The sequence below is a fragment of the Sulfurimonas sp. genome (genome assembly GCF_028714975.1).
Classification (GTDB): Bacteria; Campylobacterota; Campylobacteria; order Campylobacterales; family Sulfurimonadaceae; genus Sulfurimonas.
This window is the reverse complement of the sequence record NZ_JAQTLH010000001.1, coordinates 331,209-350,152: the sequence shown is the minus strand read 5'-3', so window position 1 is coordinate 350,152 and position 18,944 is coordinate 331,209. Positions and strand designations below refer to the sequence as shown.

Sequence of the window (18,944 nt, the reverse complement as noted above, 5' to 3'; positions counted from 1 at the left end):
ATCTAAAAACCTCTACTTAAGGCTTCTTCAGGTCCTAAACTTTAGGTCTCTGTGTTTGTGGATGGGAATTATAGACAAATGATTCTTAGGAGAGGCTTAAATTTTAGGGGGATTTGGAAAGATTTTCTAAATACACCCGCCAGTTGCTTCATTTATAATACAAGCATACCCTGTTTCAGGATGAACACGAATCCTCACAGATGCTCCACTATTGTCTGTAAGTCTCAAGTCGCAATTGCTAGTTATTAAATATTGAGTTGCCGAACTAGCATTACTTAAACCGGAATAAGGTCGTCCTAAGTGGTCAAATGCAAAAACTCCTCTATTTGATGTTACTAAGCTGCCATCTGCGGTAAAACAGCTTTGAACGATACCTGTATCATCTCCTTTTATATCATAGGTTCTTGTTAAATCCGCTTTTTTATAGTTTAAAAATCCATCTATTCCTTCACCACTTAAAGGATCAATTGCACGCTCTCCATTATTAACATTTCCTTGCGTATTTATATAATCAGAAAAAATGACATATCCACTACTGCCGCTATTTCTTCTAAATCGTATTTGCCACTTCTCTCTATACCATGTTGCATCATTTGCATCATATTTATCATCAACCATCGCTAAATGCTGTGTATATCTAATATGCGATAGGACTTGAGTTGCGGCTTCCTGTAAGCTATTTGATCCTACTCTTGGAATTACGACTGCGGCTAAAATCCCAATTACAACGATTACAAATACAAGTTCCAACATAGTAAAAGCTTTTTTCATAATAGTCCAATTAAATATATTTGCAATAAGTATATCAAAAAAGAAGTGAAAGTTAAAAATGTTTTATATAAAAAGTAGTATGAAGAGTTTATAGAAGAGGTTTCAAGGAGATAATTCTCCTTGAAATTTAAAACAAATAGATTATATTTTTTCTGCTACTTGAACATCATATAATATATCATCCATCGGATGTCTATACATCGGCATAGCAAGTCTTTTTTCATCAAGTACATGACCGATAAATCCTATACTTCTTCCAACTATAAAGAATGCATTTAGAGTTCCGCTTGATATAAACTCATTTATCTCTTCTTCCGTATAACCGAGTGCTCTCCACATATCAACCATTAAAATACCGATTGTTCCATCAACATTAAGAATTAGATTCTCTTTTTTAGATGTAGTTAACTGCTCAACAGTTAGTGCATAATCAAGAAGCGGTGTTGCAGGAAAACATTTAGCAGCATACTTCTTAAGTCCTTCTACACGTAAATCAGGGTTTTTAAGAGATTTAATTCTATGTCCGATTCCCGGAATTGGAATACCCTCTTTTTTCATATGATTTAAGAACTCTGCCGGATTCATACCGTTATCGTTTGCATATTTAAAATATTTAGCAGCATCATCAATTGCACCGCCAAATCTCGGACCGATTGTAAGTAATCCTGTTACAAGTGACTCAACAACGCTTTTGCCGGCTCTTGCCGTTACTTTTGCATTGTGAGCACCTGAAACTGCCGGACCGTGGTCTGCAACAGTTTTAATTACAGTTTCAATAAAATCCGTAGCCCATTTTGGATACTGTTTTTTGAACCATAAAAGTGAAACAACATCACCGATTCCTTTACCGGTGTCAGGTGTTGCAAGAGAAGAGATTGGAAAACCTGCATAAGTAGCCTCATCGCCTCTATCATCAGAAATCGTACAGATAAACTCTTTAGATTTTCTAACTTTTGGACATGTATTCATTGCAGGTTCAGTAATATCTTTAACTATACCCTCTGCATGTAATTCATGGTAAAGAGCACTAATTATTTCCGGTAAATCATTAAAAGATGCAGGAACATGGATACCCACCTCTTTCATAGCTCTATTTTTAGCTTCAGCCGTTTCCATATCGCCGTTTGCAGATGCTCCTGCATGACCGAATTGTACACCGCTGTCATAATACTTAGCAATTGTACCGATACACCAAGCAATAATCGGCTTAGTAATTCTGCCGTCTTTTACTGCTTCGATAACTTTGTACTCTTCAGTTCCGCCTACTTCTCCTAGAAGCAACATATATTTAACTTCCGGATTTTCTTGCATTCTAAGTAAGTTGTCAATAAATACCGAACCGACAAATCTATCTCCACCGATTGCTACACCCTCAGCGATACCGTCAGCATTGATTGCGATTATGTTTGATAGTTCATTAAATAGACCGCCTGAACGAGTTACAAGACCGCATGAACCTGCACGGTGAAGTTTAGACTGAACAATATTTTCAATCGTTCCGCCGATATTTGCAATTTTAAAAGCTCCCGGAGCAATAGCACCAACAGTTGCAGGCCCGATTACAGTTACATTTTTTGCTCTTGCCGTTGCGTTCATTTTTCTAGCTAATCTCTCAGGGATACCCTCAGCGGTAACCATAATAGAAGTAAAACCACCGAGTTCTAATGCTTCCATAGTTACATCATATGCAGTTCTAAAAGATGCAAAGTTTAAGAGCGCATCAGCTTGTGGCTGAGCAGCCTTAGCTTCCGCAGTATTTTTATACAACGGAATCATAATTTCATCCGGACCATAAAAAAACTTATCAAATTTGCTATTGCTTGTAGGAGCGACGATACCCGCTACTGAAGGTTTAGTTCTTTTTATCGTATAGTCATAATCCAACATTCTTTGAATAGCCGTTGTGTTGTTATTCCAAAAAATTGCTTGTGTGTCTCTAGTAAATAATTGTGACATATATTCCCCTTACTTTGTTAGTGCCATACGCACGATGTCAGTAACATGTGTTTCCGGTCCGTAAACTTCTATATAAAGACCAAGTCTATCAGCAGCCTCTTTAATATCTTTTAGACCTTTTTCATAGTTTGGTCCACCGCGTCTAACATAAATTTTTATACCGACTTCTTTCATTTTATCAGCATAATTGTCAAAAGCTTGAATAATTCCTGTAAATGTTTTTGCAACATCCGTAAAGTTTGCAATAGCTCCACCAATGATTAAAACTTTATCTCTGCCCTTAGCGTCTTTACTTCTTGTCATAAGGTCTAAAATAGTTTCAGCATAAAATTTTGTCTCGCTAGTAGTCGGTCCGCCTGAATACTCACCATAGTTGGCAAGATCTTCGATACCTGCTAAATCAGCAATAGTATCCGCATAAACAACAGAAGCTCCGCCGCCTGCAACCATCGTCCATACTCTCGCTTCCGGCTTAAGGATAGTAAGTTTTAACGACGCACCTGATTTGCTGTCTGCATCTTCGATAGCTAAAACTTCAGGAGATTTTTCTTCCATACCGAATGAAGTCGGGAAATCTACACTGCCCCACTCGTCTCTCATCATAAATCCAGCTGTATCGTCAAGTTTAGCAACCATATCTAAAAGTTCAACTTTTTTGCCTTGTAAAACAAATGGATTGATTTCAAGATATGCAAAATTCAACTCTCTGTATGCTTTGAAAAATCCTATTGCAAACTCTGCGAATGCGTCTTTATCTTTTGCGGCTACATCTTTTGGAATACTTTTTTTGATTTTTTCTGCAATCTCTTCTTCCGTTGCCGTAATTGGAAATGCTACTTCTATAACTTTGTCCCAATTCTCTTCAACTTCCATACCGCCCTCAGCCGACATGTAAAGAACATCGTTATCGCCTACACATGTAGCAGAAATGTAGTACTCTTCTTCTTGAGAGTGTGGAGTAAACGGCTCAACGATAAAGTGAGTCAGCATATCAACTTTTGCTTCACCGTGCGGTGTATCGCCTTCAAAAGAGAAGTAAACCGATTGTTTTGAACTTGATTTTTCATCAATCCAAGATGACGCTTTTGCTAAAGATACATCACCCGGCTTAGAGTCTTTAAATAAAACTAAACCGTTTTTTCCTCTTTTACCAAATAACATATCCGGTTTAGCAACCAACGTTTTCTTGCTTAACCAAGTTTTTTCTTTTGCAGCATTTGTTAGTTCTGTTCCATTTTGAACCATAACCGTTTCATATGCATAAGTAAAGTTTGGAAAATATTTATCCCAATGCTTAGCCAAAATTGACTTTGCGTCAAATTCTCTAATCGCTTTTTGAGCCATTGCAACTCCCTGTTTTTAATATTTACAAAATATTATCATATGTATACCAATCTAGTGGCATTTGTACGAATTAAGTATTACATAAATTTAATTTATGTTTATTTTTGTAACATTAGCATTATAAACAGCTCTATTTATGTAACTTATTGTTACATCACTTGGTTTTGCAAAATTTAAAGAATTTTCTTTAAGTAAAAAATTGTTGCATTTGGTTACACCGTAAAATTCTAATCTTTTTTGCATTTTCGTATCGGTATCAACGCAATGTATACCTCTGTTTTTAAGCTCTTTAGATAGCTCTTTGGCAATATGCATTTTATAAGAGAAGTGTTTTTTTGGCGCTTCTACTACTTGGTAAAGGTATTTATTAAAAAATACGACCAAACTATTTACCAATAAAAACGATAAAGAGATGATAAAAGCCCATCTGTACTTTTTTCTAAAAATATTTAAACGAACCATATATGAGTGTTCAAAAGTTTGGGCGACAAGAGGAAGTGCAAGTATCACATAAGGTGCAAAATACTCTATATTAATGCGTTGTCTAAATGAGAGCAACAGTGAAAAAATAAATGCTACGGTTGATATAAACCATAACATATCGAAATCTTTTGTTAAGAATCTTCTATAAAGTGCATAAAAAAGATAAATAAATATTAGGGGAGAGAATATAGCAGCATATATTCCGATAGAGTCTATAAAATAGCCTTTTGGAGAACCATGCGTATCGATTCCATAGATAAATAGCGAAGCTAAAAACAGTATCAGATTAAATAGAAAATAATTTCTCTCTTTTTTATATAAAGAAAACAGAGCAAGCGTCATAAATAAAATTGCAAAACTGCCGTCTATTAGCATATAAAAAGTAAGTAAAAAATAAGTAGATTTTATAGAATATTTTTCATATACATACACAAATAAGAGCAGAGCAAATAGGATTAAACCGGCACTATTTACTATAATGGCCGAACTCATAACCCCCGGTAAAAGGATAAAAACTAGCAATAACCAGAGCCTGTTTCTCTCAATTTTTAGATAATTCTTAGATATTTCAAACAGCAGTATCACACTTAATAGATGCATTGCTATCATAGGAAATCGCAGAGCAAAATCATTTTGACCAAAAATAAAAATTGAAGATTTTATCAAAGCCTGTAAAAATGAAAAATCACCGTTTAGCAGCAATGTTTCACTGTAAGATATAGATAATTCACCGCTCTGAAATATAAGCGTCAGCGCATCTAATCCTAAAATTAAGAAGAAGATGTATCTAATACTCATATTTTTAAAAAATTTCCAATCATCTCATGCCCGTACTGACTCATAATCGATTCCGGATGAAATTGAACACCGTAGATCTCTTTGTCTTTAATCTTTAAAGCCATTATTTCATCATCATCGCTGCTAAATGCAGTTGGTTCTACTGCGTTAGGAAGAGACTCTTTATCTACTATCAACGAGTGATACCTTGTTGCTATAAACTCTTTTGGGATATCATTAAACAGCGCGCACTCTTTTGTTCGCTTCATAGTAGAAGTTTTGCCGTGCATCATATTTTTAGCTCGAACAACTTTTGCGCCAAACGCTTGTGCAATACTTTGATGCCCCAAACATATCCCTAAAATAGGTACTTTATCTTTGAAATGTTTTATCACTTCTAAAGTAACTCCGGCATCATCAGGAGTTGCCGGACCGGGTGAGATTATGATTTTTTCAGGCTTTAACGCCTCTATCTCTTCAACACTCATCTCATCATTTCTAATAATTTTAAGGTCAGCCCCCAATTCTCTACAATACTGAACAATATTATAAGTAAAACTGTCATAATTATCAATCATTAAAATCATATTATATTCATTCCTTTAAACCCCAGAAAAAAAGGGTTTCTAATTCTATAATTTTATTTATCAGTTGTAATCTACCCTAAATCTACCCTAAAACTAGATTTATTTTACTATTACTTCCATCTTTATTTTGTATATATAAATTTAACCAATATGATACTTAATATATCATTTTAAATTAATTAATCTCTTAAAAAGAAAACAAATGAATTATTTAGGCTGACCCTGTCCCACCTCGCAATACAATCAAACAAATCATAACCGCCAACTAGACCTGAAATTATAACTAAAAATATTATTGTTCGGTAAAAAAAGATTAGAAGTGGGAAATTTATTTGAATAGAATATGCGTTATGTTAAAGAAAAAGTCACTGCGAGGAACAGAGTGACGCGGCAGTCTGAGAGTAGGGAGAGATTGCCGCGCTGCGCTCGCAATAACACCATTTTTTTAAAAGTAGCCTATCCCAATTAATCCATTAATATTTGTCTACATTACACCTCTGGAGAGGTGGAACGAGAAACTTTAAAAGTAGTCTGCTATTTTCCAATGTCTTTTAACAGCTAAAAAACCTATAATGGTAGCAAATACAAAACCTAAAGGTATTATTAAAATTCCTATTTCACTCATCAGACATCCTTTCGAGATTTTTTGTCCATAAATTCATTTTTGCATAAGTTACAACAATTGCTATCGAAACAAATATAAAAATAACAGCAAATACATATCCAACAATATTCGAATCTGCTATATACTTTAGTGCACCCTTTTTTGTAAAGTAGTTTAAGTAATAAATAAGAAAAAGCATAAAATGGTGCCTGACATAAAATGGTGCCTGACACCCTTTTTTTTCTTTTAAAAATAATCTGCTATTTTCCAATGGTTTTTATAGGCTACATAAGCGAACATAGCTGCAACAATAGCACCAATCGGGTAAAGTAATGGAATAATATCATTCATCTTTTTTAAGCTCCTCTATTTCATTTTCAATTTTATTTAATTTAAGTAAATTTACAAAAACACCGACTGAAACGAGCATAAAAAGCACAAAAGCAAAGAGACCAATTATACCACTTTCTTTCGTTCCATATATCCAACTTCCACCGGCTATAGCGAGATAAACAATTAACTTCTTGTTTATAACTTCACTTTGTTTAGCAATTATATCAACTTTGTCTTTTCGTTCTTGTAATGTCATGTTGAGATTATACCAAAAATAAAAAAGAATAGAAATTAAATAGAAAGAGAAATTTGTTTTGAGAGAATCTGCATTATGTTATCTAAAGTAGTTTAAGTAATAAATAAGAAAAAGCATAAAATGGTGCCTGACACCCTTTTTTTTTTTTTTGACACCCTTTAAAAAATATCAGCAATTCTCCAATGTTTTTTATATGCTATATAAGCAACTACAGGTGCAATTAAAAGTGCAAGCGGAAAAAGAAATTGTAAATCATTCATTATATAAGTCCTTTAATTTTGTTTGTAGATCACCAAGTTTTATTAAATTGGTAGATATACCTAAAACAGCTATAAAAAAAGCTATTGACGATAAAATCGTGACAACTGGATTATCGACTGCTTCATTTACCCCATAAACCCATGTACCTCCAGCTACTGCTAAAAATGCTATAAGCTTCTTGTTTGCAATATCGGCTTTTTTGTTTATGATATCTATTTTATCTTTTATTTCCATGTCAGAATTATATCATTTTTTTGTAATTTGTTGATTTTTCATAAAAGAGCGGTAGTAAAAGAGTGCCTGACACCATTTTTACTTTTTTGACACCCTTTTTTTTTATTTTGCTATTAAAACAGTATATGAAAATGTAGAAACAACAGCAATTAACGCAATTATTATAAGTAATTGTTCCATATTACAAATCTCCTAATTCTTTAATATGCTTTTCTATTTTTTTAGATGTTATCGATGCTGAAATAGATAAAACTATAACAAGAACCACACCTGAATAAAAGAGCAAGTTTATATCCCCATCCAAGTATAGTTTTGATATACCAGCAATATCAGCAACTAATATTGTTACCAAAATCTTAAACAACTCTTTGAGCCAATCTATATGTGCTTTTATTTCATCTATTTTCGCCATGTGTAATTGTACACCAATAAAAATAAAAAAAGAATAGAAATGATTGGATTGAAATTTATTTCAGAGAATATGCATTATGTTATCTAAAGTAGTTTAAGCAATAAATAAGAAAAGGGTAAAAAAGAGTGCCTGACACCCTTTTTTACCCTTTTTTTTAATTTAAACTTAGTTGATAAGCTCCATATGCTACTGAAACAATTACAGCTATAAATGCTACAACAATGCCGATAGTGATTAAAGTCATTTTATATCCTTCAAAGATTTTATTTTATTGTGCATTACTCTTGCTAAAAAAGCAAAAATAATTGCAAAAATTAAAATACCTACTACTCCAAGCACTAGTAATAATTCAGATGAATTGTCTAAAAATAATTTAGACACTCCAGCACCTATTGTAATAATAAATGCAACAATAAAACCCAAGTAAGTTTTAATTGCACCAATCTCTTCTTTTAATTCATCTAATTTTGCCATGCGAGAATTATACACAAACAAAAATAAAAAAATCATAAGAATTCAAAATATAAAAATTAGTTTTTGAAGGAAAGATTAAGAAAAGTTGCAAAATGGTGCCTGACACCCTTTATTTTTTTTTTTAGAAAATATTACCTATTTTCCAATGTTTCTTATTAGCAACAGTACCAATAATCCACGCTAAAATAAAACCTATAGCTAATACGAACAATCCTAAATTTTCCATTTAAAGTTCCTCTATCTCTCGTTTAAGATTATTTAATTCATTATAATTGTAAGCAATAAATAAGAAAAAGCATAAAATGGTAAAATGGTGCCTGACACCCTTTTTTCACCCTTTTTTTTCACCTTTTTAATGAATACTTTTTGTTAACTGATTTGCAAACCATATAATAAATGCACTACCAATTAAAATTATTGTAAATCCTGCAATCACATTTATATCAAGCATTTTCCATTTCCTCATTTAGTTTTTGCATTTTATACCAAAGATTTAAAGCATAAATACCAAGTAAAAACACAACTATTAAACCTAATCCAGCAACTAAAATCATATATACTGCAATCTCGTGAATCAGTACTTTATACGCAATAGTTCCTATTGCAGTTAATATTCCAAGGATGAAATATAATAATGCTTTAAAAACTTCTTTTAAATCTGATTTTGTTTCTTTTAGTTTATCAATTTTACTCATAAGGAAATTATACCAAAATATAAAAGAATAGGAGAAATTTATTTGAATAGAATGCGCATTAGGTTAACCGAAGAAAGAGAGAAGTTTAAGCAATAAATAAGAAAAAGCATAAAATGGTGCCTGACACCCTTTTTTATATTATAGGAGTGCCTGACACCCTTTATTTAAGTAATCTTTATAATAGATAACAATTGTTTCACTGCCCGTTGCATTTGTTTGTTGCAAAAAACATTTATATCCCAATCTTTTAAGCTCTTTAAGCGCATCTTCTGTTGTTTTTACATCTTCTGTTGTTTTTACATCTATCTCTTTTAAATATCTCACAAAATCAAGTAAAGGGACAATCACTGGTGTTGTATCAATATTATGTACAACAAAATATATATTAGACATTTTTTTCCTTTTTATTGTTAAAACAAAAAAAGCCTCACTGACTCCTGAGAGAAAGTGAGGCTTTAGTTTAACTAACTTTTGTCTGCATTACACCTCGGGAGAGGTGGAGCTAGAAAAAGAAAATTAAATGAAAGAAGCAGTAGTAACAGATGTAGCAGTAATACCTGTTACATCAATTACAAAATCTGCTGTAGTAAATGAATCTGAAGCATTTAAGTCAACTGCAAGGTAAGTATGACCAATTAAATCGCCTGAAGTCGCAGTTACTAATGCAGCCGCAATGCCACCTGCAGATGCTGTATCAAATCCAGCACCACCGCCAACAGCCAATAGTGTATTCATGTTAGCAACAAATGTTCCTTGACTAAGTGCACCAGTTACAGCTGTACCTACAGCCGCAACAACCGCAGTAAGGTCGATAAGGTCGGCGCTTGCTCCATTTAGAACAAGATCAGTAATTTTGTCAATACCAGCAACACTAGCAGCAGCAGCCACAGTATCTGTAGTACCCGTTGCATAAACAAAAGTATCCGCACCAAGTCCACCAGCCATTACATCCGCACCAAGTCCACCAGTAATAGTGTTTGCAGTTGCTGAACCAACGATATAATCATTGCCATCTGTACCAGTTGCATTTTCAATACCCACTAGAGTATCTGTAACTGCTGCATTAGTAGATACTGATGAAGCGTAAAGGTAAGTTGCAGTGTTAGAAGCTACAGAAGTTACCGTATCAGCTGTATATCCTGCGCCTGTTCCCAATACTGTAGTATTAGTTATAGCAGCAGCACTTAAGTTGATTACCATACCAGTTTGTGTACCAGTTTCAGTTGTATCAGCAGTACCTGCAGCAGTGAATGTATCTGTACCGTCACCACCATTGATAGTATCCGCACCTACTCCACCACTAATTACATCATTACCAGCAGAACCAGTAATAATATCAGCACCAGCTGCACCATTGATAGTAATTGTAGCAGTAGTAACTGTTACATTTGACGCATCAATAGTATCAGCATTTGCAGTACCAGAAATTACAAATGAATCCGCAGTAGCATTACCTGTTAAAGCAAATGTTTGGTTAGCAAATTGTGCTGCAGTTACAGTAATAGCACCTGAAGTCAACGCAGAAATATTTAGAGTTTCAAAACCACTGAAGTTAAAGTTTGTGTTATTTGAAAAATCATTTCCATCAGTGTCACTAAATGTTAATGTATCTGTACCATCACCAGCAACGATAATTGAATCTGAATCAATATCAGCTGCAATGCTAACAGCATCGTTACCTGAACCAGCAATAACAACATATGAAGCAGCAGCATTTACATTAATAGTATCTGTACCGCTACCAGTTGTGATAGACGAAGCAACTTTTGCAGCTGTAATTGTTACAGTGTTGTTTCCGTTCCCAGCATCTACCGTATAAACCGTTGTCGCTGAGTTTGTATCATTTAATACAATTACATCATTACCTGAGCCTGAAGTTAAAGCCATTGTAGCAGCAGTAGTTGTTGCTGTAAGACTTAATACACCAGTCAATGCAGCAGCATTTACAGTGTTAACCGCAGCGGTACCCAATGTTACATTTTTAGTACCAGTGATATTCAAAGTCGCAGCTGTCGCAGCAGCAACATCTAATGTAGTTGCTGTTGCAGTAAATTTACCTACAGTAGCATCAAGATTTACAGTCGTAAAGTTTGTAGCAGCATCAAATGTACCTACAGTAAGATCAATAGTTGTACCATTTGCAGCAGTATCATCTGCAGTAGCAATATTTAATGTCGCACCAACTGTTTTACCATCAAGATAAATATCTGTTTGGTCAGCTGAAAGAACTACATGAGCACCTGACGCTAATGTAATAGTGTCAACACTATCATTGTTCAAATCAACAGCAAATTCAATTTTATCAGCAGCGATAGCTGAATAATCATTTGTAGCATCATCACCAGCACTTACAGCAACATTTACTTTAACAGTTGTTGTTCCAGCTGTTGTTGCATCTGTTACAGTCATTCCAGCAAAGCTTTCAGCTGTATTAGCTACAGTTACACTTTGAGCACCTGTTAAATTATACGTAGTTGGTAAAGAAGAAACCATAGTATAAGTTACAGCAGCACCATTACCAGAAAGATTAACAGTTTCTACTAACTCAGCAGTATTTGCATCTAAAGAAATAGCACCAGCAGCAGAAATAGTTGCAACATCCGTAGTTGCAGACGTTCCATCTAAGTTGATTGCGATTTCTTTATCAGTAGTTGCAGCAGTACCAGCACCTGTACCTGTAGTGATAGTAGCACCACTTGCATCAATATTATTTACAGTAATTGTAGTATCTGTTGTTGATGTTGTACCACCATTTACAGTTGCACCACCAGTAGCATTAAGAATTGTGATAGTTGTTGCTTTTGCTGCATTGAATGTAACCGCACCAGTAAAACCAGTATCTGCAGTTGTTACCGATGTTGCAAGAGCAGCGTTAACCGTAACTGCTTTAGCATCTTCAGTTGTATCATTCAATTTTGTCATTACAACAGTACTAGCTGCTAAATCAGCATTTACAGTTGCAGCACCAGTTACAGCGATTGTACCAGTTGCAGTTGAAGCGTCAACTGTAACACCTGCTTTAGTTGCTTGAGTAACTGAAACATTTTCTGTACCTGCACCAGTAGTAACTTTTGCAACTTTAGTAGCATCAAGTCCTGTCACTGTAACATCTTTTTCACCAGCTATGCTTACGCCGCCTACAGTTACATTAGTGCCCGTAATTGTAAGATTGTGAACACCTGAGAATGTACCAGCTGCTACAGTATTTACACCACCATTAACTACAGATGTTGTCACATTGATATTTTCAACATTTGTAACAGTTACTGCTGCAGTAGCTGCCGTAGCCGTCCAGTTTAATGTATCGTTATCAGTTGTAGATGCATCAATAATCATATCAGCCGCATCATCAGTTGCTGTTGTAGCAGTGATAGTATCATTACCTGCAGTACCGATAATTACATCTGATGTAGCTGTAGTCAATGCCAAAGTAGCATTACCAGGGTTAGAAAGATCAGCCACATCGTTAAGAGCAGCAGAAACAGTAGCAGCACTAGCAGTTACTGAAGCAAGTGAAAAAGTTGTACCTGTTAAACCAGCAGCAGCATAAGCCAAACCTACTGTAGTTTTGTTTGCAATGATAGTAGCATCTGTACCTAATGCACCGTTTTTCATAGCTTCGATCATTACTGAACGAGTCATAGCACCACTAGTAAGTTTTGATTCCCAGTATGCAAGACCAGCTGAATCAGGAGTGCGTGCAAAAAGGTTTGTGTAGATAGATGTTACAAACGCAGTGTTTGTATTTCCTGTTGGATATAACGCTTGTGTTTCCGGTTGGTCGAAAAAGCTTCTAGCGATATTTTCGATACTTAATCCTGAAAGGTTTACCCAATAATCAAGACCAGCCGCGTCCGGTGCTCTGTTGAATGTTGCAACATATAATTCTGCAACTTGTTGTCTTGTAACTGCCATAGTTACTCCTTTTTATTTTTTTGAAATTTAGTATTGTTTAAAAATGTATGCATACAACACTTGAGACGGATTATATTACACTCTTAGCTTAAATGTCAATAGGTATGGGGTTTTTTTGGGCGGAGGTTGTGGGTTTGTGGTGGTGGGGTACATTTTTTGGGTGGGTTTTAGATTGCCGCGCTTGTCATTGCGAGGCTTTAGCCGTGGCAATCTCAATGACGGGCGGAAGAGAGAGATTGCCGCGTCGGCTTTGCCTCCTCGCAATGACGATGGGGCTTGCAATGACGGGACAGAGAGGGATTGCCGCGCTTGTCATTGCGAGGCTTTAACCGTGGCAATCTCAATGACGGGGATGTGGTTATTGCGCTTTTATCTCATCTATGGAGATGTTTAGGATGGTGCAAATCTCTTTAAATAGAGTGTTTGTAAAGTCTAGTACCTCTTTGATCTCTTCACGCGGGGGTAAAGTGTAGTATGGATTTGGATATCGATCTTCTTTGAAGTAGTTGGTTGCTTTTCTTAATAATATAATCTCGTCTTGGGTAAGTGGAATGGTTTGCTCGACTAGAAAATAGAGCTTTACCAAATCATGATCTTTAGGTATTTTGATACTATCCCAAGCTAATATAGCTTTGAACATTTTTTCAAGTGATTGTTGCAAATCTATGCCGACAGCATCTTCATAATGACCGACATCAAATAGTAATTGAGCAATTTCAAGGTTTCTTTTTGAAAAGTAGAGCCATTCAACTGCATAACTTTTATTTGGCATAGATAATCACTCCTCGGTTGAAAATATCTGAGTAGAATTGGTCTTTTATGCTTTTGAGTCTATTGGTTACTCTTAATGTAGAATCTGCGAATAGGTCGACTCCGACAAGATACTTCTTCTGTAAATCAAAAAGATGCTTTTGAGATTCAAGTGTGTAACTTCTAAGATTATCAACTTCTAAATCATCTTTGACTAAAAACAAATCAATATCGCTATCTTCGTTTGGAGTGCCGTAGGCGTAGGAGCCAAAGAGAATTATCTTATCAGGGTCAAGTGGCTTAAGTCGTTCTACGATTTCATGTTTTAAAACTTCTATATCCACCATTGAAAATCTCCAATTTTACGATTTTGTAATTATACTATAAGTTTTTATGCTTTGTTTTGAGATTGCCGCGCTGCGCTCGCAATGACGGGAGGGAGATTGAGATTGCCGCGCTTTGCTCGCAATGACGGGGGGGGGAGAGGGAGAATGGAAAATTAATAATTAATTGGATTTTTTATAAGTAAAGTATTTTGTATTAACAGGTTGTTTTGCATATCTTCTGAGTATAGAGTTGAGCAGTTGTTTATAAGGGCTGATGCGACAACTAGTGAATCCCAAAAAGAGAGTTTGTAATTTTCTCTAACTTCAAAAGATTTTTTGTATGTGAGTTGGCATAGGGGTACAATATTTGATATTTTTACTACATTTGATTCGATGGTTTCAAATACTTTTTTATCTTCGATATTGAACTTTCTTAGCAAGTTGAAGTGTAGCTCATTTACTATCTGTGTGGAAATAATTATTTGATTAGAATTTATCACTTTTTTTAATAGTTCTATGGATGAGTCTCTTTTGAAATTTTCTTTAGGGTCTTTTGGTTGCGTGAGAGCGTAGATAAAGACATTTGTATCTATAAATACTTTATCTCTCATAGATATCGTCTCTTTTTGCGATTTGAGTATAGCTTTGTACTTGGATTGGTTCTAAAAAGCCTTTTGGGAGAGATGTTGTTTGGTTTTGAATCTCTACTACGAAAATTTTGATATGCTTTGACTCTAGCTCTTCATACTCTTTTGGTATTTTTATGATGTAATTTTTCACATCTGCCTCAAATTCTATTGCATACATTTGCGATTTCCTTTTTTATCTCTTTTATGAATTGTACTATATTTTTTGTGGATTTGTGAAGATTAAGAGAGAGATTGCCGCGGGTTAAGAGCAGATTGCCGCGTCGCTGCGCTCCTCGCAATGACGGGGGGGGGATTGCCGCGCTTGTCATTGCGAGGCTTTAGCCGTGGCAATCTCAATGACGGGCGGAAGAGAGAGATTGCCGCGCTGCGCTCGCAATGACAGAGCAAGGGAAAGGGCAAGAGAGGGATTGCCGCGCTGCGCTCGCAATGACGATGGGGCTTGCAATGACGGGAGGGGACGCAATGACGGGAGGGGACGCAATGACGGGAGGGGACGCAATGACGGGGGGGGGACGCAATGACGGGATGGGGAGATTTATAATAGTTCGTTATATAAATCTTTCCATGTTGGGTTTAGGGATTCTATTAGGGTGATTTTTTTTGCTCTGTTTCCGGCTTTTAGTTGTTTTTCTCTTATGATGGCGTTTTCTATGGTGTCAAATATCTCATAGTATACTAGGTCTTTTATGTTGTATTTTGAGGTGAAGCCGTCTGTTTGGTTATTTTTGTGTTCGTATATGCGTTTTATGAGGTTGCTTGTTACTCCGATGTATAGAGTTTTTGATTTGTTTGATAGGATGTATGTGTAACCTGTTTTCATTTTGGTAGTTTAGCGGGGGTTTGGTTAATGGGGGATGATAGAGAGAGATTGCCGCGGCTAAAGCCTCGCAATGACGATGTGGCTCGCAATGGCGAGAGAAAGGGCAGATTGCCGCGGAGGCTTTGCCTCCTCGCAATGACGGGATGGAGGGATTGCCGCGCTTGTCATGGCTAGAGAGAGATTGCCGCGCTGCGCTCGCAATGACGGAGAAAGGGCAAGAGCAGATTGCCGCGTCGCTGCGCTCCTCGCAATGACGGGGGGGAAGAGAGAAAAAGAGAGATTGCCGCGCTTTGCTCGCAATGACGATGGGGCTCGCAATGACGATGTGGCTCGCAATGACGGGGATGTGGGCTCGCAATGACGAGAGGGGGGATTAATTATTATAAAATATATTTAAGATTTGTATATCTAAGTTATTGAAATCTTTTACATTTCTTGTAACAAGAATCAAATTATTTACTTGAACGGTTGATGCTATTATGTTGTCTGCTAGTTTTATTTTCTTTAGTTTTCTATTTTCGACACATTTTAGAGCTATCTCATCGGATGTATCGATAATCTCAAATTTTCTTAAAAGCTCTATAACCTGCTCTTTTTCCTCATCGGTAAAATCAAACGATAGCACTTCTATAAAAGTCAATCTCGAAATGTAAAGATTTTCTAAGTTGTCTTTTAAAAAATTTGTAGCTATAGACTCTGAGTTTAAATGGTAGATGATGATATTTGAGTCTATGAGGTATCTAGATTTCTCTATCATTTCTTATCTCTTCTTGCCATTTTAAGGGGTCTATATTTTTAGATTTTAATAAGCCTGATGTTTTAGAAAAAGTATCATCATTTTGAGTTCTTTTACTATTTAGTTCTTTATCGTATGAAAAAGGTAATATTAGTATCTCTACTTCATGGTTTATATACTCTTTTGGTATATGTAAATTGTAAAATTCGCTTGTAGGTTTTATAATCTCTCGTACCATCTCTATTTACCTCTATTTATGATTTGGTGATTATATCATATTTTAGGAGAAGGATGTGGAAGAAGAGAGGGAGAGAGATTGCCGCGCTGCGCTCGCAATGACGAGAAAGAGAGAGAGATTGCCGCACAAAAGAGCAGATTGCTTCACTACGTTCGCAATGACTAGATGGGAAGAAATGACGAGATGGTTACAACAGCACTCTAAAATTAATAGAGTATAATTTTAGAAAAAATAGTAGCGGTGCTTTGATGCTTTTTAATAGTTTTGGATTTATATTTTTGTTTTTGCCTACTGTGTTTGGTGTGTGGTATGTTTTGCAAAGGTCAAACATCAGAGTGGCAAATATGTTTTTGATTTTGGTTTCGCTTGGGTTTTATGCGACGCTTGATGCTAAACATTTGCCTCTGCTTCTTTTTAGTGTTGTCGTGAACTTTTTGCTTGGTATGCGGTTGCAAAGAGCGGTGGAGGAGAGAAAGAGAGAGATTGCCGCGTCGGCTTTGCCTCCTCGCAATGACGAGATGGAGGGATTGCCGCGCTTGTCATTGCGAGGCTTTAGCCATGGCAATCTCAATGACGAAGAGAGAGATTGCCGCGCTTCGCTCGCAGTGACAGAGCAATGGCAAGAGAGAGATTGCCGCGCTTTGAGATTGCCGCGTCGGCTTTGCCTCCTCGCAATGACGAGATGGAGTAATGATGCGAAAGTTCTTTTGGTTTTGGCTGTGGTTTTTAATCTTGCTCTTTTGGGCGCTTCAAAATATATTGTAGGTTTTAGTGTTTTGTCGGCGCTTGGGATTAGTTTTTTTACATTTCATCAACTTGCTTACCATGTAGATATATATAGAGGTAGGTTTAGGGCGAGCGGGTTTTTAGAGTATCTGCTTTTTGTCGCATTTTTTCCTCATATGATAGCGGGTCCAATCGTGCGTCCTGCACAGTTTATGCCGCAACTGGCAGAAAACAGTTTTAAAAAAAGCAAAATAGCAATGGGGGTTATGTTTTTTTCTATAGGGCTTTTTAAAAAAACGGTTTTTGCCGATGGTGCTGCGAAAATAGCCGATAGGGTTTTTGAAGGCAGTGCGGGAGTCGGGTTTTTTGAGGCTTGGAGCGGGGTTTTGGCTTATGGGATGCAGATATATTTTGATTTTTCAGGGTATGCGGATATGGCTATAGGGGTCGGGCTTTTGTTTGGGATATATCTGCCTTTGAACTTTAAAAACCCGTACAAAGCTACTTCTATGATAGAGTTTTGGAGAAGATGGCATATAACTTTGTCTGACTTTGTCAGGGACTATTTATATATACCGCTTGGCGGAAACAGGCATGGGAAGTTTAGACAAGGGGTGGCTATTTTGGTCGCGATGACTCTTATAGGGGTTTGGCACGGCAGTGCTTGGAGTTTTGTAGCGTGGGGGTTTTTACACGGTGCGGCTTTGGGGGTGAATCATCTTTTTAGAGGGTTTTTTGTGGAGAGGAAGAGAGAGATTGCCGCGCCGGCTTTGCCTCCTCGCAATAACGGAGTGGGTCGTGATGACTGGGAAGAGAAAGAGAGAGATTGCCGCGCTTCGCTCGCAATGACGAGAGGGGTTGTAAAAGCTGGTGGTTTTGTGATGACTTTTACTACTGTTATGCTTCTTTGGGTTTTGTTTAGAAGTGAGAGTTTTGAAGCGGCTATAGTGTTTTATAAGAAATTGTTTTTATTTGATAAGAGTATAGCGCTGTTTGAGGGTTGGTGGATGTTGGTGCTTGGGTATGCGGTAATCTTTTTTGGCAGAAGTGCTGCGGAGATTGTGGGGTATGGAATGGATTGCCGCGCTTGTCATTGCGAGGCTTCAGCCGTGGCAATCTCAATGACGGAACAAGAGAGAGATTGCCGCGCTTCGCTCGCAATGACAGAGAGTGTCGCAATGACAGAGAGTGTTGCAATGACGGAAAAGAAGCTTGGGATTATGGATGGAGTTTTAGTCGGTGTCGTGCTATTTTTGGCTTTTAAAATGATGATGGGTGAGCCATCGAGAAGTTTTGTTTATTTTGTGTTTTGAGTTATGAGTTATGAAGGTTGGTGTGGGGAAGAGAAAGGGCAAGAGAAAGAGAGAGATTGCCGCGTCGCTTTGCTCCTCGCAATGACGGGATGGAGAGATTGCCGCGCTTGTCATTGCGAGGCTTTAGCCGTGGCAATCTAAATGACAGAGAGGTTTACAATGACGATAAAAAGAGCGGAAGAGCAGATTGCCGCGCTTCGCTCGCAATGACAATGTGGGTTGTGATGACGGAGGAGATTGCCGCGCTTCGCTCGCAATGACGGGATGGGTCGTGATGATAATG

General features: G+C 36.6%; 24 protein-coding genes. 5 read left to right on the top strand and 19 right to left on the bottom strand.

All coding sequences use genetic code 11. The features are described from left to right. Positions 1 to 126: 126 nt before the first annotated feature. The 12 genes from PHQ93_RS01830 to PHQ93_RS01775 form a co-directional block, all read right to left on the bottom strand. Positions 127 to 771, bottom strand: a complete 645-nt coding sequence (locus PHQ93_RS01830) for a type II secretion system protein (protein WP_299940101.1) — start codon at positions 769 to 771, stop codon at positions 127 to 129. Between the two features lie 141 nt (positions 772 to 912). Further along, on the bottom strand, positions 913 to 2,727 hold the full coding sequence (locus PHQ93_RS01825) for a citrate/2-methylcitrate synthase (RefSeq protein WP_299940099.1): 1,815 nt from the start codon (positions 2,725 to 2,727) through the stop codon (positions 913 to 915). A gap of 9 nt (positions 2,728 to 2,736) precedes the next feature. Continuing rightward, complete coding sequence (locus tag PHQ93_RS01820) at positions 2,737 to 4,071, bottom strand: ATP citrate lyase citrate-binding domain-containing protein (protein WP_299940097.1); 1,335 nt, start codon at positions 4,069 to 4,071, stop codon at positions 2,737 to 2,739. 87 nt (positions 4,072 to 4,158) lie between these two features. After that, positions 4,159 to 5,352, bottom strand: a complete 1,194-nt coding sequence (locus tag PHQ93_RS01815; RefSeq protein ID WP_299940095.1) for a hypothetical protein — start codon at positions 5,350 to 5,352, stop codon at positions 4,159 to 4,161. Continuing rightward, positions 5,349 to 5,918 carry an aminodeoxychorismate/anthranilate synthase component II gene (locus tag PHQ93_RS01810; protein ID WP_299940093.1) on the bottom strand — a complete coding sequence of 190 codons (570 nt, stop codon included), beginning with the start codon at positions 5,916 to 5,918 and terminating at the stop codon, positions 5,349 to 5,351. Before PHQ93_RS01810 ends, PHQ93_RS01815 begins: the two co-directional genes overlap by 4 nt. Before the next feature lie 947 nt (positions 5,919 to 6,865). After that, positions 6,866 to 7,111 carry a hypothetical protein gene (locus PHQ93_RS01805; protein ID WP_299940091.1) on the bottom strand — a complete coding sequence of 82 codons (246 nt, stop codon included), beginning with the start codon at positions 7,109 to 7,111 and terminating at the stop codon, positions 6,866 to 6,868. A 252-nt stretch (positions 7,112 to 7,363) separates the two neighbouring features. Further along, on the bottom strand, positions 7,364 to 7,606 hold the full coding sequence (locus PHQ93_RS01800) for a hypothetical protein (RefSeq protein ID WP_299940089.1): 243 nt from the start codon (positions 7,604 to 7,606) through the stop codon (positions 7,364 to 7,366). Positions 7,607 to 7,787: 181 nt separating this feature from the next. Further along, complete coding sequence (locus tag PHQ93_RS01795; RefSeq protein WP_299940087.1) at positions 7,788 to 8,018, bottom strand: hypothetical protein; 231 nt, start codon at positions 8,016 to 8,018, stop codon at positions 7,788 to 7,790. Positions 8,019 to 8,258: 240 nt separating this feature from the next. Further along, complete coding sequence (locus tag PHQ93_RS01790; RefSeq protein ID WP_299940084.1) at positions 8,259 to 8,492, bottom strand: hypothetical protein; 234 nt, start codon at positions 8,490 to 8,492, stop codon at positions 8,259 to 8,261. Positions 8,493 to 8,935: 443 nt separating this feature from the next. Continuing rightward, a complete protein-coding gene (locus PHQ93_RS01785; protein ID WP_299940081.1) occupies positions 8,936 to 9,187 on the bottom strand; it encodes a hypothetical protein in 252 nt (83 codons plus the stop codon). A 138-nt stretch (positions 9,188 to 9,325) separates the two neighbouring features. Next, positions 9,326 to 9,580 carry a hypothetical protein gene (locus PHQ93_RS01780; protein WP_299940079.1) on the bottom strand — a complete coding sequence of 85 codons (255 nt, stop codon included), beginning with the start codon at positions 9,578 to 9,580 and terminating at the stop codon, positions 9,326 to 9,328. A 123-nt stretch (positions 9,581 to 9,703) separates the two neighbouring features. Next, positions 9,704 to 13,102 carry a DUF4214 domain-containing protein gene (locus PHQ93_RS01775; protein ID WP_299940078.1) on the bottom strand — a complete coding sequence of 1,133 codons (3,399 nt, stop codon included), beginning with the start codon at positions 13,100 to 13,102 and terminating at the stop codon, positions 9,704 to 9,706. Between the two features lie 92 nt (positions 13,103 to 13,194). Here PHQ93_RS01775 and PHQ93_RS01770 point away from each other — a divergent pair, with 92 nt between their 5' ends. Then, on the top strand, positions 13,195 to 13,431 hold the full coding sequence (locus PHQ93_RS01770; protein WP_299940075.1) for a hypothetical protein: 237 nt from the start codon (positions 13,195 to 13,197) through the stop codon (positions 13,429 to 13,431). Between the two features lie 29 nt (positions 13,432 to 13,460). Here the strand turns inward: PHQ93_RS01770 and PHQ93_RS01765 are convergent, their stop codons facing one another. The 5 genes from PHQ93_RS01765 to PHQ93_RS01745 form a co-directional block, all read right to left on the bottom strand. Next, a complete protein-coding gene (locus PHQ93_RS01765; RefSeq protein ID WP_299940072.1) occupies positions 13,461 to 13,874 on the bottom strand; it encodes a HEPN domain-containing protein in 414 nt (137 codons plus the stop codon). Next, a complete protein-coding gene (locus PHQ93_RS01760; RefSeq protein ID WP_299940069.1) occupies positions 13,864 to 14,199 on the bottom strand; it encodes a nucleotidyltransferase domain-containing protein in 336 nt (111 codons plus the stop codon). Before PHQ93_RS01760 ends, PHQ93_RS01765 begins: the two co-directional genes overlap by 11 nt. Positions 14,200 to 14,351: 152 nt before the next feature. Further along, the gene (locus PHQ93_RS01755) at positions 14,352 to 14,789 is read right to left on the bottom strand and encodes a PIN domain-containing protein (protein WP_299940066.1); all 438 of its coding nucleotides are present in this window, start codon (positions 14,787 to 14,789) and stop codon (positions 14,352 to 14,354) included. Next, positions 14,779 to 14,985, bottom strand: a complete 207-nt coding sequence (locus PHQ93_RS01750) for a hypothetical protein (protein WP_299940064.1) — start codon at positions 14,983 to 14,985, stop codon at positions 14,779 to 14,781. The genes PHQ93_RS01755 and PHQ93_RS01750 overlap by 11 nt, the downstream gene beginning before the upstream one ends. A gap of 378 nt (positions 14,986 to 15,363) precedes the next feature. After that, on the bottom strand, positions 15,364 to 15,648 hold the full coding sequence (locus PHQ93_RS01745; RefSeq protein ID WP_299940061.1) for a GIY-YIG nuclease family protein: 285 nt from the start codon (positions 15,646 to 15,648) through the stop codon (positions 15,364 to 15,366). 27 nt (positions 15,649 to 15,675) lie between these two features. Between PHQ93_RS01745 and PHQ93_RS01740 the strand changes: the two genes are divergently transcribed. Continuing rightward, on the top strand, positions 15,676 to 15,822 hold the full coding sequence (locus PHQ93_RS01740) for a hypothetical protein (RefSeq protein WP_299940059.1): 147 nt from the start codon (positions 15,676 to 15,678) through the stop codon (positions 15,820 to 15,822). Positions 15,823 to 16,021: 199 nt separating this feature from the next. Here PHQ93_RS01740 and PHQ93_RS01735 read toward each other — a convergent pair whose 3' ends face one another. Together PHQ93_RS01735 and PHQ93_RS01730 are read right to left on the bottom strand one after the other, a co-directional pair. After that, positions 16,022 to 16,405, bottom strand: coding sequence for a type II toxin-antitoxin system VapC family toxin (locus PHQ93_RS01735; protein WP_299940057.1), 384 nt, complete (start codon positions 16,403 to 16,405; stop codon positions 16,022 to 16,024). Further along, positions 16,389 to 16,622, bottom strand: a complete 234-nt coding sequence (locus tag PHQ93_RS01730) for a hypothetical protein (RefSeq protein WP_299940053.1) — start codon at positions 16,620 to 16,622, stop codon at positions 16,389 to 16,391. The genes PHQ93_RS01735 and PHQ93_RS01730 overlap by 17 nt, the downstream gene beginning before the upstream one ends. Before the next feature lie 55 nt (positions 16,623 to 16,677). On the opposite strand from PHQ93_RS01730, the gene PHQ93_RS01725 reads away from it, so the two are divergent. The 3 genes from PHQ93_RS01725 (at position 16,678) to PHQ93_RS01715 (ending at position 18,921) form a co-directional block, all read left to right on the top strand. Continuing rightward, complete coding sequence (locus PHQ93_RS01725; protein ID WP_299940050.1) at positions 16,678 to 16,842, top strand: hypothetical protein; 165 nt, start codon at positions 16,678 to 16,680, stop codon at positions 16,840 to 16,842. Between the two features lie 124 nt (positions 16,843 to 16,966). Beyond that, positions 16,967 to 18,661 (top strand): MBOAT family protein, encoded by a 1,695-nt coding sequence (locus tag PHQ93_RS01720; protein WP_299940122.1) that lies wholly within the window; start codon positions 16,967 to 16,969, stop codon positions 18,659 to 18,661. Positions 18,662 to 18,717: 56 nt separating this feature from the next. After that, positions 18,718 to 18,921 carry a hypothetical protein gene (locus PHQ93_RS01715; protein ID WP_299940048.1) on the top strand — a complete coding sequence of 68 codons (204 nt, stop codon included), beginning with the start codon at positions 18,718 to 18,720 and terminating at the stop codon, positions 18,919 to 18,921. Positions 18,922 to 18,944 lie beyond the last annotated feature (23 nt).

Excerpts from the sequence above, each read along its gene's own strand:
- PHQ93_RS01830 (WP_299940101.1), bottom strand. The coding sequence starts at position 771 with ATGAAAAAAGCTTTTACTATGTTGGAACTTGTATTTGTAATCGTTGTA.
- PHQ93_RS01825 (WP_299940099.1), bottom strand. The coding sequence starts at position 2,727 with ATGTCACAATTATTTACTAGAGACACACAAGCAATTTTTTGGAATAAC.
- PHQ93_RS01820 (WP_299940097.1), bottom strand. The coding sequence starts at position 4,071 with ATGGCTCAAAAAGCGATTAGAGAATTTGACGCAAAGTCAATTTTGGCT.
- PHQ93_RS01815 (WP_299940095.1), bottom strand. The coding sequence starts at position 5,352 with ATGAGTATTAGATACATCTTCTTCTTAATTTTAGGATTAGATGCGCTG.
- PHQ93_RS01810 (WP_299940093.1), bottom strand. The coding sequence starts at position 5,918 with ATGATTTTAATGATTGATAATTATGACAGTTTTACTTATAATATTGTT.
- PHQ93_RS01805 (WP_299940091.1), bottom strand. The coding sequence starts at position 7,111 with ATGACATTACAAGAACGAAAAGACAAAGTTGATATAATTGCTAAACAA.
- PHQ93_RS01800 (WP_299940089.1), bottom strand. The coding sequence starts at position 7,606 with ATGGAAATAAAAGATAAAATAGATATCATAAACAAAAAAGCCGATATT.
- PHQ93_RS01795 (WP_299940087.1), bottom strand. The coding sequence starts at position 8,018 with ATGGCGAAAATAGATGAAATAAAAGCACATATAGATTGGCTCAAAGAG.
- PHQ93_RS01790 (WP_299940084.1), bottom strand. The coding sequence starts at position 8,492 with ATGGCAAAATTAGATGAATTAAAAGAAGAGATTGGTGCAATTAAAACT.
- PHQ93_RS01785 (WP_299940081.1), bottom strand. The coding sequence starts at position 9,187 with ATGAGTAAAATTGATAAACTAAAAGAAACAAAATCAGATTTAAAAGAA.
- PHQ93_RS01780 (WP_299940079.1), bottom strand. The coding sequence starts at position 9,580 with ATGTCTAATATATATTTTGTTGTACATAATATTGATACAACACCAGTG.
- PHQ93_RS01775 (WP_299940078.1), bottom strand. The coding sequence starts at position 13,102 with ATGGCAGTTACAAGACAACAAGTTGCAGAATTATATGTTGCAACATTC.
- PHQ93_RS01770 (WP_299940075.1), top strand. The coding sequence starts at position 13,195 with ATGTCAATAGGTATGGGGTTTTTTTGGGCGGAGGTTGTGGGTTTGTGG.
- PHQ93_RS01765 (WP_299940072.1), bottom strand. The coding sequence starts at position 13,874 with ATGCCAAATAAAAGTTATGCAGTTGAATGGCTCTACTTTTCAAAAAGA.
- PHQ93_RS01760 (WP_299940069.1), bottom strand. The coding sequence starts at position 14,199 with ATGGTGGATATAGAAGTTTTAAAACATGAAATCGTAGAACGACTTAAG.
- PHQ93_RS01755 (WP_299940066.1), bottom strand. The coding sequence starts at position 14,789 with ATGAGAGATAAAGTATTTATAGATACAAATGTCTTTATCTACGCTCTC.
- PHQ93_RS01750 (WP_299940064.1), bottom strand. The coding sequence starts at position 14,985 with ATGTATGCAATAGAATTTGAGGCAGATGTGAAAAATTACATCATAAAA.
- PHQ93_RS01745 (WP_299940061.1), bottom strand. The coding sequence starts at position 15,648 with ATGAAAACAGGTTACACATACATCCTATCAAACAAATCAAAAACTCTA.
- PHQ93_RS01740 (WP_299940059.1), top strand. The coding sequence starts at position 15,676 with ATGGGGGATGATAGAGAGAGATTGCCGCGGCTAAAGCCTCGCAATGAC.
- PHQ93_RS01735 (WP_299940057.1), bottom strand. The coding sequence starts at position 16,405 with ATGATAGAGAAATCTAGATACCTCATAGACTCAAATATCATCATCTAC.
- PHQ93_RS01730 (WP_299940053.1), bottom strand. The coding sequence starts at position 16,622 with ATGGTACGAGAGATTATAAAACCTACAAGCGAATTTTACAATTTACAT.
- PHQ93_RS01720 (WP_299940122.1), top strand. The coding sequence starts at position 16,967 with ATGTTTTTGATTTTGGTTTCGCTTGGGTTTTATGCGACGCTTGATGCT.